15 protein-coding genes are annotated in these 19,012 nt (G+C 41.3%); 8 read left to right on the forward strand and 7 right to left on the reverse strand.

The features are described from left to right. Positions 1 to 5 precede the first annotated feature (5 nt). Positions 6 to 362 carry a response regulator transcription factor gene (locus B3139_RS00470; protein WP_209574302.1) on the reverse strand — a complete coding sequence of 119 codons (357 nt, stop codon included), beginning with the start codon at positions 360 to 362 and terminating at the stop codon, positions 6 to 8. Positions 363 to 366: 4 nt separating this feature from the next. Further along, entirely contained in the window at positions 367 to 4,284 is a 3,918-nt protein-coding gene (locus tag B3139_RS00475; RefSeq protein ID WP_293879162.1) for a response regulator, read from the reverse strand. A 301-nt stretch (positions 4,285 to 4,585) separates the two neighbouring features. On the opposite strand from B3139_RS00475, the gene B3139_RS00480 reads away from it, so the two are divergent. Genes B3139_RS00480 through B3139_RS00490 form a run of 3 tightly spaced genes read left to right on the forward strand, consistent with a single transcriptional unit; the run spans position 4,586 to position 6,509 of the window. Continuing rightward, entirely contained in the window at positions 4,586 to 5,512 is a 927-nt protein-coding gene (locus tag B3139_RS00480; RefSeq protein WP_293879164.1) for a ring-cleaving dioxygenase, read from the forward strand. Between the two features lie 42 nt (positions 5,513 to 5,554). Next, positions 5,555 to 5,854, forward strand: a complete 300-nt coding sequence (locus B3139_RS00485) for a GNAT family N-acetyltransferase (RefSeq protein WP_293879166.1) — start codon at positions 5,555 to 5,557, stop codon at positions 5,852 to 5,854. A 22-nt stretch (positions 5,855 to 5,876) separates the two neighbouring features. Continuing rightward, on the forward strand, positions 5,877 to 6,509 hold the full coding sequence (locus B3139_RS00490; protein WP_293879168.1) for an alpha/beta hydrolase: 633 nt from the start codon (positions 5,877 to 5,879) through the stop codon (positions 6,507 to 6,509). 49 nt (positions 6,510 to 6,558) lie between these two features. Here B3139_RS00490 and B3139_RS00495 read toward each other — a convergent pair whose 3' ends face one another. Then, positions 6,559 to 7,842 (reverse strand): Gfo/Idh/MocA family protein, encoded by a 1,284-nt coding sequence (locus B3139_RS00495; RefSeq protein ID WP_293879170.1) that lies wholly within the window; start codon positions 7,840 to 7,842, stop codon positions 6,559 to 6,561. Positions 7,843 to 8,147: 305 nt separating this feature from the next. Here B3139_RS00495 and B3139_RS00500 point away from each other — a divergent pair, with 305 nt between their 5' ends. The 3 genes from B3139_RS00500 (at position 8,148) to B3139_RS00510 (ending at position 10,157) form a co-directional block, all read left to right on the forward strand. Then, positions 8,148 to 8,339 (forward strand): cold-shock protein, encoded by a 192-nt coding sequence (locus B3139_RS00500; protein WP_046672944.1) that lies wholly within the window; start codon positions 8,148 to 8,150, stop codon positions 8,337 to 8,339. Between the two features lie 185 nt (positions 8,340 to 8,524). Beyond that, complete coding sequence (locus B3139_RS00505; RefSeq protein ID WP_293879186.1) at positions 8,525 to 9,649, forward strand: DEAD/DEAH box helicase; 1,125 nt, start codon at positions 8,525 to 8,527, stop codon at positions 9,647 to 9,649. Between the two features lie 289 nt (positions 9,650 to 9,938). After that, positions 9,939 to 10,157, forward strand: coding sequence for a hypothetical protein (locus B3139_RS00510; RefSeq protein WP_209574336.1), 219 nt, complete (start codon positions 9,939 to 9,941; stop codon positions 10,155 to 10,157). Positions 10,158 to 10,275: 118 nt separating this feature from the next. On the opposite strand, the gene B3139_RS00515 is transcribed toward B3139_RS00510, so the two are convergent. Then, positions 10,276 to 11,454 carry a thiolase family protein gene (locus B3139_RS00515; RefSeq protein WP_293879189.1) on the reverse strand — a complete coding sequence of 393 codons (1,179 nt, stop codon included), beginning with the start codon at positions 11,452 to 11,454 and terminating at the stop codon, positions 10,276 to 10,278. A 320-nt stretch (positions 11,455 to 11,774) separates the two neighbouring features. Here B3139_RS00515 and B3139_RS00520 point away from each other — a divergent pair, with 320 nt between their 5' ends. Next, entirely contained in the window at positions 11,775 to 12,950 is a 1,176-nt protein-coding gene (locus B3139_RS00520; RefSeq protein WP_293879191.1) for an acyl-CoA dehydrogenase family protein, read from the forward strand. A gap of 32 nt (positions 12,951 to 12,982) precedes the next feature. Further along, on the forward strand, positions 12,983 to 15,097 hold the full coding sequence (locus B3139_RS00525) for a 3-hydroxyacyl-CoA dehydrogenase NAD-binding domain-containing protein (protein WP_293879193.1): 2,115 nt from the start codon (positions 12,983 to 12,985) through the stop codon (positions 15,095 to 15,097). A gap of 167 nt (positions 15,098 to 15,264) precedes the next feature. On the opposite strand, the gene B3139_RS00530 is transcribed toward B3139_RS00525, so the two are convergent. The 3 genes from B3139_RS00530 to prpB form a co-directional block, all read right to left on the reverse strand. Then, on the reverse strand, positions 15,265 to 16,722 hold the full coding sequence (locus B3139_RS00530) for a bifunctional 2-methylcitrate dehydratase/aconitate hydratase (RefSeq protein ID WP_293879195.1): 1,458 nt from the start codon (positions 16,720 to 16,722) through the stop codon (positions 15,265 to 15,267). 117 nt (positions 16,723 to 16,839) lie between these two features. Continuing rightward, positions 16,840 to 17,991 (reverse strand): bifunctional 2-methylcitrate synthase/citrate synthase, encoded by a 1,152-nt coding sequence (prpC, locus tag B3139_RS00535; protein WP_209574347.1) that lies wholly within the window; start codon positions 17,989 to 17,991, stop codon positions 16,840 to 16,842. Positions 17,992 to 18,000: 9 nt separating this feature from the next. Beyond that, entirely contained in the window at positions 18,001 to 18,876 is an 876-nt protein-coding gene (prpB, locus tag B3139_RS00540) for a methylisocitrate lyase (protein WP_209574349.1), read from the reverse strand. Positions 18,877 to 19,012 lie beyond the last annotated feature (136 nt).

Below are 19,012 nucleotides of genomic sequence, written 5' to 3' on the forward strand. Positions count from 1 at the left end.
ATTGTTTATTTATTTTTTAGGCGTTTTATTCTGAGAATGAGCTCGTTTGGACTAAATGGCTTAACCATAAAATCTGATGCTCCTAAATCGAACGCATCGACCACAACCTCCTCCTGGCCCATACTCGACAATACAATGACTGGAATCTCCTTTCCAACACGCTTAATCGCCGAAAGGATTTCAATACCAGAAGCAAAAGGCATCATAATGTCCGTCACAATTAAATCCAAATCCAGTTCATTAATTTTCTCTATCGCTTCACGACCATTTCTGGTCAACACTACTTCGTGCCCTTCTTTTACCAACTTGTGTTCAACAGTACGTAATATCAATTCGTCGTCTTCAGCTATTAAAATCAACATAGCGTTATTTATTTAAAATTTTTGTAATGAGTTCCAAACCTATATCCATTTCTTGTTCAATTGCTCTGAAAGCGTTCGCAAGATCATTTTCAATGGTCGAACTTGTTTCCAATTCTTTTGTCATCTCGGCCAATTTGACAAGCCCTGCTGTTGAAGCAGTGCCCCGCAATTTGTGTAGCAGCTCCTTGACATGGACAAAATCATCTGCATGGATTGCCACCTGTAGCTGCTTTCTAGCCCCTGTTATCTCCCGTACGACCAAATCCAGAAAAAAAGCTAAAAATGCAGGATCATCACCGGCCTGTTCATCCAAGCGATGCATGTCTAAATGTTGATCGCCGTGTGCTAATTCGGAGGCGTCGTCAGCAATAGGAGTACCGGATATTGCTTTATCCAACGCTATGTACAAATCTTGTTGTCGAATAGGCTTAGCTAAAAAATCGGACATCCCCGCCGCTAGACAGCGTTCCCTTTCTCCCGAAATATTACCGGCTGTAACCCCAATTATAGGTGTTTCGGCGTAACCTTTAATCTGGCGAATCTGTTTGGTAGCTTCAATACCATCGACCTCAGGCATCTGAACATCCATTAAAATAAAATCAAATGTCTTCTTCCTACAGGCCTCAATGGCCTGAGCGCCATCAGACACTTCTGTCAGGCGTGCACCCGGCATTATACTGGCCATAATGCGCAAATTGAGCGCCATATTGACCGCATTATCATCTGCCAATAAGACCTGAATTTCCTTATGATAAAAATCTGAAGACACAGACAAATTTTCATTAGCTTTTGATTGGACGGCTTCTTGCCTATTTTGCTGGATCGCTCGGCGAAGTGTTGAATATAACTCTTCTGACTTAATGGGTTTAAGCAAACAGAAAGAATGCTCTTCCTGTCGGAATGCCGAAATCACCTCATGCTCTTCCGATGAGGTATGCAACACAATCAATGGAATGCCTTCCTCTTGCTTCAGAAAGAGTTCTTTGATTTTACCGATCGTTTCTAGGCCCGATAATATCGGCATATGATAGTCCATTAAAATAACATCGAACCTTTCACCTTTCATCAATAACTGTAAAGCTTCCATACCATTAGCCGCGAGTACAGAGTCGACGTTCTTATACGATAGCATATGTTGAAGAATGATCCGATTATTAGCGTTATCATCAACAACAAGGACACGATTTAAAGGCAGTTCTGTATCTATATCCTCCTGTTCTTCAAATCGGACCTCAATATCAAAGAAGAATGTGGACCCGACGCCCATTTTGCTCACCAAATTCAGTTTGCTTCCCATATATTTCAACAGGTTGTTAGAGATTGTCAAACCAAGTCCGGTGCCACCATAACGTTTACTTACGGAACTATCTTCTTGGGTGAAAGCATCAAATATACGTTGTTGCTTGTCGGGCGGAATTCCAATACCAGTATCTCTGACTTCAAAACGTAGCGCTAATTTATCCTCGCTATTATAGCGCTTACTGATCTTAAATTCGATCTCGCCTTTTTCTGTGAACTTCACAGCATTGCCCAACAGATTCACCAATACTTGCTTGATACGTGATTCATCAATCCAAACAAAAGCGGGTAGCCCCTGCTCAATATTCAGAAGCAGTTCGACATCCTTTCGCTGGGCTTGATAGAGAACAACATTAATAACCTGATTAGCTACATCATATATATTATATTTATCAACAAATAATTCAAGTTTTCCGGATTCAATTTTTGAAAAATCCAAAATGTCATTAATAATATTGAGCAAGCTATTCCCCGATTCATTGATATAGCCAAGATACTGCAACTGCGTATCATTTAATGGCGTTTTCAGCAATAAGTCCGAAAATCCGATCACCCCGTTTAAAGGTGTTCGAATTTCGTGGCTCATATTGGCCAGGAATTCGGACTTTGCTTTACTGGCTAGCACGGCTAGTTCTTTTGCTAATTTCAATTCATCATTTATTTTTACTGACTCCGTTATGTTCTGCGTAAAAATAATGATCCCGCCGATACTTCCATCAGCAAGATGCCATGGTCTAACTTCCCAATTGAAATGCTGCGCTTCGGCCAATCCACCAGCCTGAATAATCTCATCCCTATTCTTATAAGGTATGCCACCCAAAGCATCGCGGTATATTGTTTTTCTATTTTCCGGAATATGAGGAAAAAGATCGAAAAAGTTACTATTAGTCGGTAAACTGGCCCCATCATGAAAGTCTTCCAACCATTGATTACTAACCGAAATATAGTTAAAATCACGGTCAAACATAGCAACAGAAGCCGGAACGTAATCTACAAAGGCGCGTAACATCGATTCTTTGCGTTCTAATTCCAGAAATAGCGATTTACTATGATCGATATCCTGTATAATTCCATACACACGTTTGCATAAATCATTTTCAAATTCGGGAATACCCTTTACGCGTACCCAAATCGACTCGCCGCTTTGCTTTAGTAGACGTAATTCCGTATCATAAGGTGTCCTGGAAGCAATTGCCTCTTCAAATACTCGTCGCAATGTGCCCTGACTCTCCTGTTCATAAAATCCGATAGCATGCTCAAAATCCGGTGTAAAATCAAGAGGTACACCATGGATAAGCTTTGTAGAATCCGACCAATAGACCTTATTGTTAACCAGGTCTACCTCCCATCCACCAACTTGAGCGACAGCATTTGTCTGTTCTAAGATCTGCTTGGTATGCAAAAGATCATTTTCAAGCCGCAGCCGATCCGTCATATTTAACGCAGTGCTGACAACGTAAGACTTTCCATTTTCATCAGTTTCTAGCATGTTATGATAAAGCCAAGAGATATCTTCACCATCTTTTGTTTGCAAAACCATCATTCCTGAATCCTCTCGGTTGCTCGCAATACGTTGAAGATAATCTGCGACTAAAGCAACATGATGAGCCGGGACCAAGTTTTTTAGATTAAGTCCTTTGACCTCCTCTTTGGAATAACCTAATAACTCTCTTCCTTTTTCATTAACTGATAAAATATTGCCTTCCATATCATGCATGCTCATCAGGCCAATGGCATTTTCAAAAAAGCTACGGAATCTACGCTCAGAATTTTCCAGTTTCAGTTTTTCTTTCCGTTCCGCTGTCACATTTCTGCCAAAAGCCAAAATATCACGGTTGACTGCATCAAATTTAAAATTCCATTCAATCTCCACCATTTGGCCGTTCTCCATTCGAGTCGTACTACTGCTTTGGATACCGTATTTTGTTTCCGCTACCCGGTTCAAGTTGAATGCTAATTTTTCTTCAGTATCACCCAATAAAGTGAAAATAGATTTGCCTAAGCTGTCCGAGCGGGACAATCCTAAAACTTTACTAAATGCAGGATTAACATCTTTAACATTGTGCATATCATCCAAAACACAAATGATATTGTTGGTCAAATGAAAAATTTCAGCGAAATAACCCGCCTGTTTTTTTCGATGCTTTCCCAGTAATATCTTGGTCGCTGCCTTGCCTAATTCTGCCAGGGAGCTGACCTGTTTCTCTGAAAGCTGTTTGGGATGGAAATCAATCACGCAAATTGTCCCAAGCGCATCACCATCATCGTCCAAAAGCGGAACCCCCGCGTAAAAACGGATATTTCCCTCGCGAATCAAGGGATTGGAAGAAGAGCGAACATCGTTAAAAGTGTCTTCAATGATGAGCACTTCTTTACTCATGATCGTATACTGACAGACGGTATTCTTCCTGTCCACAGTGTCCAACGCTATCCCAACGCAACTCTGAATACGTTGCGTTTCTTGTTCCATCATGGCAATTAGAGCAGCAGGACAATCTGTAATCAAACAGGCTGCCTGCGCAAAAACATCTAATTCCGGGTCTTTCCCGAGCCCCATTAACTCATAGGATTTCAGTTTTTCTATCCTTCTTAACTCATTTTCAGGAAAAACATTATTTACCATTTATCTCCAGTATTTAGATCAGATTTATTATCACTGTGAAGTTAACAAAAACATTACTGAACGCCGCGTAAATAATAAGGAAATTGATCAAATAATGTTTTATTAAGAACAAACACTGCGAAGAATAGTTGTTGTATGGCAAAAATTCATCGCCTATATTCCTAATAAATAAGTTATTTTCCAACTTTAATTTACAGAGATACCGTTATTGATACACAATTGAGTTTATTAATCTAGTTCAATAAAACTTCCTTTGGGTTGGCGTAACTTTACATTAGTCAAGAAAACATAATACGTTAATATGGAAAATAAAATATTAGGATTGCATCACATTACTGCGATAGCCGATAATGCAAAACGAAATCTCGATTTTTATACGCAAGTACTGGGTGTCCGTCTTATAAAAAAGACCGTAAACTTTGATGATCCCGGCACCTACCACTTTTACTACGGCAATGAAATGGGAGAACCTGGGACTATCCTTACTTTTTTCCCTTGGGAAGGTATCGGAAAAGGAGCCCCAGGTGCAGGAATGGCTACCCACATAGGGTACTCGGTACCGAAAGGTAGTCTAGATTTTTGGAAAAATCGCTTAACACAATATCGCATCCAGTGGATAGAAGATGAGATTTTTGGAGAGAAATTAATATCATTTCGTGATCCTGACGGGTTGCAGCTTCAGTTTATTGAAACAACTGATCCAAGACTTCCTTGGACAACCACCGATATCCAAGCAGAAAATGCCTTAAAAGGCTTCCATAATGTAACACTCTCTTTAAGAAAGGCAGAACCAACCGTAAAAATACTGACCGATATTTTAGGCTATACGCTTAGCCAACAGATTGACAATCGTTATCGATTGACGACGTACAGTATAGCCACAGCCAACATGGTCGACATCATTGCAGATGAAAATCTGAACTACGGCAAAAATGCAGCCGGTACAAACCATCATATTGCATTTCGCGTGAAAAACGATAACGTCTTGATGGAGTACCGCGAAAAAATACTTTCGGCAGGATTAGATATCACGCCTAAAATAAATAGAGACTATTTTTTCTCGTTATACTTTCGTGAACCAGGAGGCGTACTTTTTGAAATCGCGACCGATAACCCCGGTTTTACAGTGGATGAACAGCTATCGAGTTTAGGTTCTGCCCTCAAATTACCAAAACAGTATGAAAGCCACCGATTACAAATTGAAAAAGCATTACCGAAAATAGACTAGATCAATAAATCACATTAATTTCACCTGCAAAAAAAAAGAGCTATGGAAAGAACTGAAATTATCCTGGACAAAAGTCAACGCGGCGAACTCCAGTTATTCTCTGATAATCATAAAGCCGGCTTAATGAGCATTGCGATCATCGACGGCAACCTTGTTGTTTACCACACCGAGGTAGATGATGTATATGAAGGCAGAGGATTTGCAAAAATACTTCTCGAAGAGCTCGTATCTTATGCCCGCGAAAATAACATGAAAATTGTTCCATTATGTCCTTATGTAAATGCACAATTTCATCGCCATCCCGAGCGCTATCAAGATATTTGGTTTAGAAGAACAACATAATTATCAAAAAAGAAAAAGCAACATGAGTCATCCAATAAACATCAAGAGAGCCGGTCACAATTTGGAACAGGCAAAAAAAGCCATCATCATGATCCATGGCCGGGGCGGAAGTGCCGAAGATATACTTAGCCTGTCATCGTACCTTCAGGTCGATAATTTTGCACTGCTGGCACCTCAAGCCGAAAACCACAGTTGGTATCCCTTTTCCTTTATAGCTCCTGTTCAACAGAACGAACCGTGGTTGAGTTCAGCAGTGGACTTAATCGACCATACCGTTCAACTCGCTTTAGCGCAGGGAATCCCTGCCAAAGACATTTATTTTTTCGGGTTCTCTCAAGGAGCCTGCTTAACGCTCGAATACCTTGCACGGCATGCGCAGCATTACGGAGGGGCAGTCGCAATTATCGGCGGCGTAATAGGTGAAGAAATTAACCACCAAAATTACAGCGGAGATTTTGCACAGACTCCAATTCTCCTCGGCACTAGCGATCCCGATTTCCACGTTCCATTAGAACGGGTCAAAACAACAGCATCCATTTTACAAAAAATGAATGCAAACGTACAGCTCGCTATATATTCAAACGGAGGTCATACCATCAATCGCGAGGAGATCGATCTTGCAAATGAATTTGTGCTCAAAGATGTACAGCAATAACCCATTGGTTGTTGATTATTTATTTTAATCAACAACCCGTCGCAATGCATTATACCTTTGGATATTTATATCCGTTATGATAAACCGATGCTAAGTACGCATTCGCCTTTTGATCCGTAAAATTCTGTTGTTCTTTATTCCAATAGAGCTTTTGACCTGTCCTGAATGCTATATTTCCTAGATGAGAAAAGATGGCGATATGGGCGCCAACTTCGATTGGTGCATGAAGTAATAGCGGATTACGTTGACGAATGGCGGCCACAAAATTTTCCATGTGCTTATCTAGTCCATCGTCTAAAGAAGGTTGCATAGCGACCGCTTCCATCCGCCCCTTTTCTGGAATCACCTCCCATCCAGACCGGTTTAAAACCAGCGTACCATTGTTACCAATAAATGCGACACCGTGGTTACGGTTATATGGACCAAGATCAATTCCTTTGGCATGCTCCCATTGAATATTAAAACCCTCAAACTCGTACACGGCCGTCATTGTATCCGGCGTTTGTCCAGCGTCATCCGGAAAAGCAAATTTGCCTCCTGAGGCCATAATAGACTTTGGATCGGAAACGTTCATGCCGAGTAAAGCATAGTCCAGCATATGGACCCCCCAATCGGTCATCAAGCCACCCGCATAGTCCCAAAACCATCGAAAATTAAAATGAAATCGATTCAGATTAAATGGCCTTTTTTGCGCGGGTCCAAGCCATTCCGTATAATGAACACCTGCCGGAACGGGTTCGTCAGGTACAACGGGAATGGCACTTTTCCACCCTTGGTAGGACCAAGCCTTTACTAATCTTATTTTGCCCAATTTTCCAGAATGAACAAAATCAATAGCGTCTTGAAAATGTTGCTGACTTCTTTGCCATTGGCCAACCTGAACAATAGCCTTATTTTTTTTCGCAGCCTGAACCATTAATTGACATTCAAGAATAGAGTTGCCAATGGGCTTCTCTACATACACATGCTTTCCTGCATTGACAGCATCTACCATTTGCAGGCAATGCCAATGGTCCGGCGTTGCAATGATCACTGCATCCACACGTGAGCTCTGGAGCATCTTTTTATAATCCACAAAAGTTTCGACGTGTATGTTTCTTTTCCGCAGCTCTTCCGCTCTCTTTTTAAGAATATTATCATCTACGTCACAAAGAGCCGTACACACAATCCCGTCATTCTTTAATAATGAATTCAAATCTGACCAGCCCATGCCATTTACACCAATCAGTCCAACTCGAATAGACTGATCTAATAAACTGGAACCTTGGACATTTAAGAAAAACGATGATGCAGCCAAAACAGTAGACGATTTAATAAAATCTTTTCTATTCATTAGATAATGGTTTAAAAATTGTTATTTGCGCATTGCCGAGGTGATCGATATGAATACATACGCCCCGATGAATACCTTATTGAGAAATGCTCCCTTTTTTATAAAAAGCAAATTGCTTCGATGAAATTACAAAAATGAATTTAGGTGCCTGCAATACGCATTGTAAAATATATATATACAAACCTAACGAAAGTTTACATAGACGATGAAAATTAGTCAACTGAACAACACATTTTGTAATTCATCAAAAAAAATGAGCGATTAATGGTTTTTTATACCTAACTTGCCGCACTTAATTAAAAATAATGAATACAGGTAAAATTAAATTTTTCAATGAAACTAAAGGTTTTGGTTTTATTACACCAGAGGATGGTAGTGCAGATGTTTTCGTACACGTTTCTGCGCTTAAAAACCAAGTATCTGAAGGCGACGTTGTTACTTATGATGTAGAAAGAACTCCAAAGGGGATCAGCGCTACAAATGTAAAATTGGCGTAATCCAAAAAATACACTTTCTTGTTAAATGGGGTAATTCACAATGACTTATCCCATTTCTTTTTCCTATTCTTCCTTTAAACTTTCATTAATCCTATCCTTTTTATTTGTAGACTTTTGGCATTCAAATAAAAAGCATAAAATGATTTGAAAAGGTTTTATTTAAGACAAATTCGAACATACTACGCATGGAATTTAAACAACTCAGTTTAATCGATCCGCTTTTAAAAGCAATAACAGAAACAGGCTATACACATCCCACAGCAATTCAACAAAAGGCGATTCCAATTGTACTGAAAGGAAACGATCTGATTGGGTGTGCACAAACGGGCACAGGGAAAACTGCCGCTTTTGCACTCCCCCTTTTACAACGCCTTGAAGAAACCAAGACATCAGGTAAATTCGTTCCAATTAGGGCACTGATTCTTACGCCAACACGTGAACTGGCTATTCAAATCGGAGATAATATCAATTTATACCGAAAATATCTAAAATTAAACTATTGCACTATTTTCGGCGGAGTAAGCCAAGAAAAACAGGTCAAAGAAATAAAAAAGGGCGTTGATATCCTGGTGGCTACCCCGGGGCGCTTACTGGATCTAATAAACCAAAAGATCGTTTTTCTAGATAAGATCGAAATGCTCATATTGGACGAAGCCGACAACATGCTGGACATGGGCTTTATACATGATATAAAAAAGATCCTAGCTAAGATTCCGTCAAAGAGACAAACACTATTTTTCTCGGCAACAATGCCTCCCAACATCCGTAAGTTTGCCCATGGAATATTGAATAAACCTTTGGAAGTTGACGTTACTCCGGTAAGCTCAACAGCCGAAAAAGTAAATCAATCGGTATTTTTCGTTGAAAAGAAGGAGAAAATCAAATTGCTAACAGTCCTATTAAAAAAACTTAAACAGGAACGTACGATCGTATTCTCCAGAACAAAACACGGAGCCGACAAAATTGTTAAGCTACTTGCGAAAAATGGTTTGAGAGCAGCAGCCATTCACGGAAATAAATCTCAAAATGCCAGACAAAAGGCACTGGGTGAATTTAAAGACAATCATCTAAAAATATTAATTGCCACCGATATTGCTGCAAGAGGAATCGATATCGAACAACTTCCCCTCGTTATCAATTATGATCTCCCGAACGTACCTGAAACCTATGTTCATCGCATCGGAAGAACAGGAAGGGCCGGACTCGAAGGAAAAGCAATCTCTTTCTGTGATGTGGAAGAAAGACCTTATCTGGCTGATATTGAAAAACTGATCGGATTAAAGATCAAAATAGAAAAAACAAGTAAATAAGCATTCATAGCCTTAAACAAAAAGCCCTTAGATCAAATGGATTAAGGGCTTTTTGTTTAACACTACTTTTTTTAGGGTCTACGATCAGCCATCAACAACGTTAATGATGGAGCATATTCTCATATTTATTACAAAAATTAATAGTTTCATTACAATTTAATCATTTTAGACCATTAATTTAACATTATTATGCGTATATTAATACTATCGTAATTAGCCGATCAAATGATTGTCTATACTATTTTGGTTAAACACGCCTGATTTTTTATCGGGCCTAATATGGAACACTATGGAAAAGCTCATTTTCGAAACTAATGCTCAACATCCCAGTCTTGTAGACAAAATCAAAGACGCTATTGAAAAATTGAATGGCATCCACGAATGGAAAATAGACTTGGATTCTATTTATAATCTATTAACCATAGAAGGTATCCGACTCAACCCTACGGAAATCGAATCAGAACTAGCCCTTCACGGAGTCGAGGCAAACCGCTTATATGAAGAGTAGAATCAATCTATGTTGTAACGAATAGAACAATCCTCTTGGAAGCTATGAATGATCAACAATAAAATAAATGAATGGAGCTTCTTCCAGATAAGTACAATAATCTGATCTGGAAGAAGAATTAAGTTCTTCTGATTATCATGGCAGATGCGCCACCGCCACCATTACAGATTGCCGCAAGCCCCAATGAGCCTCCCTCTTGTCTTAAAATACTATTTAATGTAACCACGATTCTTGCTCCCGAACAACCTAATGGATGGCCTAAAGAGACAGCTCCTCCATACACGTTGACTTTGTCCATTGGCAAACCCAAAATTTGTGCATTTACCAACGCCACAACAGAAAAAGCTTCATTAAATTCAAAGTAATCAATATCTTGGAGTGTCAATCCAGCTTTTTTCAGCACTTTCTCGGTAGCAACGCTTGGAGTCGTTGTAAACCATTCTGGAGCCTGTTCCGCATCAGCACAAGCGACAATTTCTGCAATTGGATGAAGTCCAAGTTCTTCCATTTTTTCGCCAGACACCAAAAGGACAGCCGCCGCTCCGTCACTGATGGTCGATGCATTTGCTGCAGTTACCGTCCCCTCCTTTTTGAAGGCTGGTTTAAGTTCGGGTATTTTGTCAAAATTGACCTGGGAAAATTCTTCGTCCTCCGAAACTACGGTGTCCCCTTTACGACCTTGTATTGTTACAGATTGAACCTCCTTTAAAAACTTATCTTTCTGCCAGGCATCGAGACTGCGTTTATAAGAGCGGATGGCATAGCTATCCTGCTCTTCACGACTTATGTGATATTTTTCGGCACATAGCTCGGCGAAGCACCCCATAGCTTCATTTGAATAGGCGTCACTCAAGCCGTCACGCTGTAAACCATCACTCAGACGCTGCGTACCAAACTTAGCACCCCAACGCATGGAATTAGCATAATAAGGCACTCTACTCATACTCTCCATCCCACCCGCAATTATAATATCGGCGTCGCCTAAAAAAATAGCCTGCGCAGCGACGGCTATTGCTTTCATACCGCTCGCACAGACCTTATTAATGGTTGTTGCAACCGTATGATCCGAAAGACCAGCAAACTTGGCCACCTGCCTCGCCGGCGCTTGCCCCAAGTCTGCTTGCAAAACTGAACCCATAATGATTTCCTCAACCAAATCGCTAGCAACACCTGCTTCTTTAACAACAGAACGAACAGCGTGAGCTGCAAGCTCTGGTGCCGATAGGGTCGATAATGCACCACCAAAACTTCCAATTGGCGTACGTTTCGCAGCAACGATAAATACTCTTTTTGACATCTTATAAAAGTTTATAATTGTTTTGCTAAAATCAGATGGCTTTCCTGATGATAACCCGGCCACCTTCCTGATGTTTAAAGATAAAAAATTTAACAGATACAGCACAACAACGCCGTTTTATTTTTACACATTAAAACAGAATAAATAGCAAAAAAACATTTGAAAAACTTCCCTACTTAAACAATTGAACGAAAAATAAAGAATAAATATTTGTAAAAAGCCAAAGCTTTTAATTAAATTAGTATAGGTAATATCCCGAAAGAGCAGATACGTAAACGCGCTCGTATTTCAAAAATAACCAATAAGGAAAATAAACGATTATGCAGACAGTCAGGTTCACAGCCGAACATCATATTTTTCGCGATACACTTCGCGCATTTATTCAAAAAGAAATTACACCTTACATCGACGACTGGGAAAATAGAGGTGAAATAGATCGGAATATTTGGAAAAAAATGGGTGATATGGGACTTATGGGACTAAATATGCCAGAAGCTTACGGCGGAGTAGACCTGGATTTCTATTATTCCTTGATCCTTTGTGAAGAATTATCATCTTGCTTTTCTGGAGGATTTACTATTTCCGCACTTGTTATTCAGTTTATGTCCGCTCCTTACTTACTCAAATATGGTTCAGAGGATCTAAAAGCACGTTATCTTCAGCCCGTTATTGCAGGTGATATGGTCAGTGCTGTGGCTATAACGGAACCCGGAGCCGGTTCTGATGTAAAGCAAATCAAGACAACAGCCGTACGCGATGGAGATTTTTATATTGTCAACGGGTCTAAAACTTTTATCACTAATGGGTATTATGGTGATTTCTTTATTACAGCTGTCAAGACATCTCCTGAACAGGGTACAAAGGGTATCAGCTTGCTACTTATGGATCGAAATGCAACTGGCGTTTCGTCAAGCAAAATCAAAAAACTAGGCTGGCATGCCTCTGATACAGCTGAATTAGGATTTAACAACGTTCGGGTCCCTATTTCGCACCTCATTGGTAAAGAAGGAGAAGGATTCCGCTACTTAATGGATGGGCTCCAATTGGAACGACTAACTGCAGCTATCCATAGTCTTGCTACCGCGGAATCTGCATTTCAGTATACACTTGACTATGTAGCACAACGTGAAGCCTTCGGCAAGAAAATTCAGGAATTTCAAACCATCCGGCATCGCCTCGCGCAGATGAAAGCGAATATAGCTACGACGAAGGCTTTTATTTACTATTGTTGCGACCTACAAAATCAGCAGGAATATGCCGTGAAGGAATGCTCCATCGCTAAACTACAAGCGAGTGAGCTTGCGCTGAACGTTGTAAATCAATGTCTCCAATTATTTGGTGGCTATGGATTTACAGAAGATTATAAAATCGCCCGGTTATATCGCGATGTGCGTGTAGGAACTATTATTGGCGGCACATCAGAAATCATGCTCGAAATCATCTCCAAAATGACGATAGATCATGTAACCTATCCATCCAAAAGTTCCAATCAATAATCGAAGTAACGCAACACCTATTGCCAAGTATTATGCAGGAAAACGAATCTTATAGGACACATCCCCTCTTTTGGGTAGAACAGGACGATCATCATATCATTACAATAAGCCCCATCTCAACGGCAATAGCCGAGCCGCTGGATATTGTGGGTTATCTCACGCAATTTGTTGACCTGGTCACGCTTGTTCTCGAAACGAAAGAAATCAAAGGCGTTGTGTATACTTGCCCTATTCAAGATGAAAAAATCGAATATATTCAGTTATTTGAGCAATTTTCACTGAGCCGTGCAACTTCTTCAAACTTATACACGCTTCTATCAAAGGTATTGCGTTGGAAAACGTTTAATATACCTATTGTTTCCATTTTTACTGGTAATTGTTCAGGCATAGCACTAGCAAGTATGTTGTGGTCTAGCTATCGAATTGCACCAACACAAATAGAATTAGGCTTCCCCGAAGCTCAATACGGGCTGTTTACAGCTTTTGGTACAACCGTCTACTTACCACCATTGATCGGTGCCAACGATGCGCTCCGCTTGCTGACACAAGGCAAACTTTGGAATAGTGAGGAAGCCCACAACCTGGGATTGGTAGACGAATTAGCGTATCACTCCGATGACTGCCTATATTTAGCCAAAACCTCGATCCGCCATACACCTCAATGTTTTGATAAACAAGAGAGTCGGCATACCGACAAAATAACAGCCGATGCAGTCTTCAATATTCAAAAAAAGGCACGCGGTTTATATCCCGGCATAAATGCTGTTATTGAGTTATTAACAGCAAACTCTTCATCCAGCCCTCTTGAAATCGCCGAGAAGGAAGCACAGTTATACCTGGAAACCTTCAGCCTTCCCGAGACATTGAGTATGGTCCGCACACTGCATTACGGCGTAAAATCAGCAAAATCATCCACGAAGATCACACATGGTAACGACTACAACCTAAAAAAAATCGGCATATTGGGCGCCGGTATGATGGGATCTGGTATAGCTTATGAAGCTGCGCGAGCGGGAATTGAGGTCGTTTTAAAAGATGTTACACTCAACCAAGCTGAACAGGGCAAAGCCTATTCCAATCGGATATGCAAAAAACTATTCTCTTTCGGTGGCATCACCTCCTCACAACAACACCAATTACTTGCTCGTATCAAACCCACCGATCAAATGGCAGATCTTGACGGATCTGATTGCGTTATTGAAGCGGTATTTGAAGATTTCCACCTTAAAGCACAAGTAACACGACAAAGCTTACCTTATTTACACCAAGATGGGTTCTTCGCCACAAATACCACATCATTGCCCATTACCGAGCTTGCAAAAGCATCCAACAATCCCGAAAATTTTATAGGTATGCATTTTTTTTCTCCGGTAGATCGCATGCCCCTTGTCGAAATCATTTGCGGTAAACAAACCGCACAAAAAACTTTAGAGAAAGCACTTATTACAGCTTCACGCCTAAATAAAGTTCCGATAGTCGTACATGATGGTCCTGGCTTCTTCACTTCGCGCGTATTCTTCAACTATTTACTCGAAGGTATTACCATGGTCCTGGAGGGTATCTCACCGGAGCTGATCGAACAAGAAGCGGCGGCAGCAGGATTTGCAGTGGGGCCCTTGGCAGTATTGGACGAAATTTCCCTGGAACTGATGTTACATGTTTACGATCAATTACCTCGGCTGCATGCCAGCCAGAAGCGCGCATATAACTACCTGAAATCGCTAGTCGACCAGGGAAGAAAAGGAAAAAAATGGGGAGCAGGATTCTACGATTACGCAAGTGAAAACAAAACGATTTGGAAGAATCCCAAAATTTCATCTTTAAAGGAAAATGTAAAGCCTACGACAATTCATAAACGTTTGTTGCATGTCATGGCATTAGATAGTTATCGATGCCTCGAAGAAGGCATACTCGATCAGCCCATCGACGGTGACATCGGCGCTATTTTAGGCGTAGGTTATGCCTCTTATACCGGTGGAGTATTTAGCCACATCGACCGCACAACGCTTCCGGTTTTCGTGGCCGAATGTCAGGTATTTCAGTCCCTTGGCGATCAATGGGACATCCCCGAATCTTTAAAAAAACTGGCGAACAAGAATTTCAGATTTTATCATGGCTTCGAGTCAAACTGGCCCTGTATCAGCTAACTTGAATTTGAGACTGCTGCTGCATGCTCCGATGCGAATCTAATAGCTGATTATAAAAATACGAAGAGGTACAGTATACCTATTACAATCTTAAAACAGCGTAGTGATTTAGTGATGTAGCGAGGTAATAAAAAAAGTAGGGCGACATTGAATGCCGCCCTACTTCGCTACCATTGGCGGACAAACAAATCCATGAGATGCGAAACATCCTGCTCAAGGAATGTATCGTAGTCCAAAGTTGCAGCAAGAATGGTTTGCTGTTGCTTTTCCGAAAATACACGAGCAAGATTTGTTTTGTATTTTTCAATTAACTTAGGAATACCTTCTGCCCTACGCCTGGGATGACCTATCGGATATTCAACCACTAATTCAGGCAATATTGTACCGTCAATCAATTCAATTGTCAAACCGTTTGATATTGCACGTTTTTGAGGATCGTGATAGTCAGCAGTGAACTGCGCATCTTCAACACAGGAAATTTTATCGCGAAGCGTATCGATTCTCGGATCAGAAGCAATATGATTTTCATAGTCGTCAGCTGTCAACCGGCCAAATATCAACGGAATCGCCACCATGTATTGAATACAGTGATCCCGATCTGCAGGATTGTGTAAAGGCCCCTTTTTATCAATAATACGAATAGCGGCTTCATGTGTGCGGATGGTTACACGAGCGATATCCGCACTGCTCTTTCCAAATTCTTTCAGTTGCTGATAAAGTTGCATAGCAGCTTCAGCTGCAGTCTGCGCATGGAATTCGGCCGGAAAAGAGATTTTAAAAAGAATATTTTCCATTACATAAGATCCATATTCCCGTTGAAATTTAAATGGATTCCCTCGAAAAGATACATCATAAAATCCCCATGTTGGCGCAGTCAAAACAGAGGGGTAGCCCATTTCTCCAGTTTTTGCGATCAACGCGAGCCGAACAGCACGCGAAGTAGCATCTCCGGCAGCCCAGGATTTTCGGCTACCTGTATTTGGTGCGTGTCGATACGTGCGTAATGCTTGCCCGTCAACAAAAGCCAACGAAACCGCATTGAGAAGTTCTTCTCTTGTTAGACCGAGAAGCTTACCTACAACAGCTGTTGAAGCCACCTTCACCAAAATAACATGGTCTATCCCCACCTTATTAAAAGAGTTTTCAAGTGCTAAAACACCTTGTATCTCATGGGCCATGATCATTGCTTCCAGCACCGCTTTAGTCTTTAACGGCTTTTGACCGTTAGCTATATTGATTCGACTCAACCAATCTGCCACTGCTAAAATACCACCCAAATTATCTGATGGATGTCCCCACTCCGCAGCGAGCCAGGTATCATTAAAATCTAGCCATCGAATAATCGTGCCGATATTGAACGCCGCCTGTATCGGATCCAATTGAAAATTTGTACCTGGTACCCGTGCGCCGTTTGGCACAATGGTACCGGCAACAACAGGCCCTAAGAGTTTGGTACAGGCGGGATATGTTAGTGCTTCCAAGCCGCAACCAACTGTGTCGAGAAAACAATAGAAAGCCGTATTCCAAGCGACTTTCCCTCCAATTTGATCGTGTAGAACATAGTCCACAATGTCCACTAAAACCTGATCTGGCTGTGGTCTTTCATTTGATATTGCTGAGCCCATTCGTGTATGTTGTATAAGACTGTCGTTTTATTTATTGATTAAAATCCGCTCTTACGCCTAATTTTCCTAATAGCTATATGCTAACAAAGAGGTTTGGCTTCTTGCCCCCAGTCCTATTTACCGTTCAGAAATAGGCACAAAAGCTCTATTGTCGGGACCAGTGTAATGTGCACTTGGCCGGATAATTTTTCCATCCTGACGCTGTTCGAAAACATGCGCAGACCATCCGGTAATACGTGAGAGGACAAATAAAGGAGTAAACATTTCTGTCGGAATGCCCATGATATGATAGGACACTGCCGAGTACCAATCTAGATTAGGGAACATTTTCTTTTCTTCCCACATGACTTTTTCCAATCGCTCTGCGATCAGATAGAGTGTCATGTTTCCAGCTTCCTCCGAAAGCTCCCTTGCCACTTGTTTTATCACTTCATTTCTTGGGTCAGAGATGGTATATACAGGATGACCAAACCCAATAATAACTTCCTTATTAGCCAATCGTCTCCGGATATCCACTTCCGCCTCATCAGCATTTGCATAACGGCTCTGTATTTCAAAAGCGACCTCATTGGCCCCGCCATGCTTAGGTCCGCGTAACGCACCTATCGCACCAGCTATACAGGAATACATATCAGAACCTGTCCCAGCAATGACCCGCGCTGTAAATGTAGATGCATTAAACTCATGTTCTGCATATAAATTGAGTGAAATTTGCATAGCTCTTACCCAAGAAGCGGCGGGTACCTTTCCATGTAGCAGATGCAGAAAATGGCCACCTAAAGTTGCATCAGCTGTCTCAACCTCAATTTCACGGCCATGCTGACTGAAATGGTACCAGTACAACAGCGCTGAAGCCATTGACGCCATCAGGCGAGTTGCAATATCCCGAGCCCCAGCAATGGGATGGCTTTCTTTTTCGGGTGAAACACTTCCAAAAAAAGATACATAAGTTCGCAAGACGTCCATGGCATGAGCAGTGGATGGCAATTGCTTCAGTACGTGCTGAACAGTAATCGGCAACCCACGCTGACTTAAGATCTGACTTTGATAACTGCTTAATTGCGCCTGAGTTGGTAAGCTCCCATAAACAAGCAGGTAGGCCACCTCCTCAAAACTGGCTTGATGCGCCAACTCCAAGATATCATATCCCCTATAATGCAAATCATTACCACTTTTTCCGACAGTACTCAAAGCGGTATTACCTGCCGGTACACCAGAGAGTGCTACACTTTTTTTAGGCTTAAAACCCGTACCGTTTGTCTCTTCCATCTGATAAAATTATTTATTAAACAATTGATCCAATCGATTTTCATAGGCATAATAATCGATACTTTTGTATAACTCTTCTCTCGTCTGCATGTGCTCGATCATATTAGCCTGTCCGCCATCTCGCCGAATGTGGCGATAAACCTCCGTAGCCGCTTTGTTAGCCGCACGGAAAGCAGAAAGTGGATAAAGAACAATAGAAACGTCCGCCTGACGCAGTTCATCCAGATTAAACAACGGTGTCTGTCCAAATTCGGTGATATTCGCCAAAATAGGGAGGCCAGTCGCGGCACTAAATTGGACGTATTGGTCCAAATGGTGTACTGCTTCAGCAAAGATAAAGTCTGCTCCAGCCTCTTTATATGCGACAGCTCGTTCCAGAGCCAATTCAATACCTTCCGAAGCGAGTGCATCTGTACGTGCACCAATGACAAAATGTTCATCCGTTCGCGCGTCCACTGCCGCTTTTAGGCGGTCGACCATTTCAGAGGAAGAGACCAGTTCTTTACCCGGCCGGTGTCCACAACGTTTAGCACCCACCTGATCCTCCATATGTATTGCTGCTGCACCCACCTTAATTAACGACTTTATCGTTCGGGCAACATTAAAGGCCGACGGACCAAAGCCGGTATCAATATCCACCATCAAAGGGAGATGACATACATTTGTAATGCGATCTACATCAATCAAAACATCGTGAAGTGTGGTAATGCCAAGGTCTGGAACTCCTAATGAACCGGCAGCAACACCACCGCCAGAAAGATAAATTGCCTTAAAACCGGCCTGATCAGCCAAAAGAGCATGATTAGCATTAATGGCTCCAACAATTTGCAATGGTTTTTCGTTCTTAATCGCTTCCCTAAAGAGGAAACCTGGGGATTTTATCATAATATAGAATTTGAAATTCCAAGCCCTGCAATTACCTTTAGATACAGGCAACAGCGACTAATTTAGTTTGCGTAGTCTAAACACTCTTCTTTAAAGCGTTCTTCCTAAAGATACCAATTAACACACCAATAAAACA

The sequence above is a fragment of the Sphingobacterium sp. UBA1498 genome (assembly GCF_002325125.1).
In the GTDB taxonomy this organism is placed as follows: Bacteria; Bacteroidota; Bacteroidia; order Sphingobacteriales; family Sphingobacteriaceae; genus Sphingobacterium.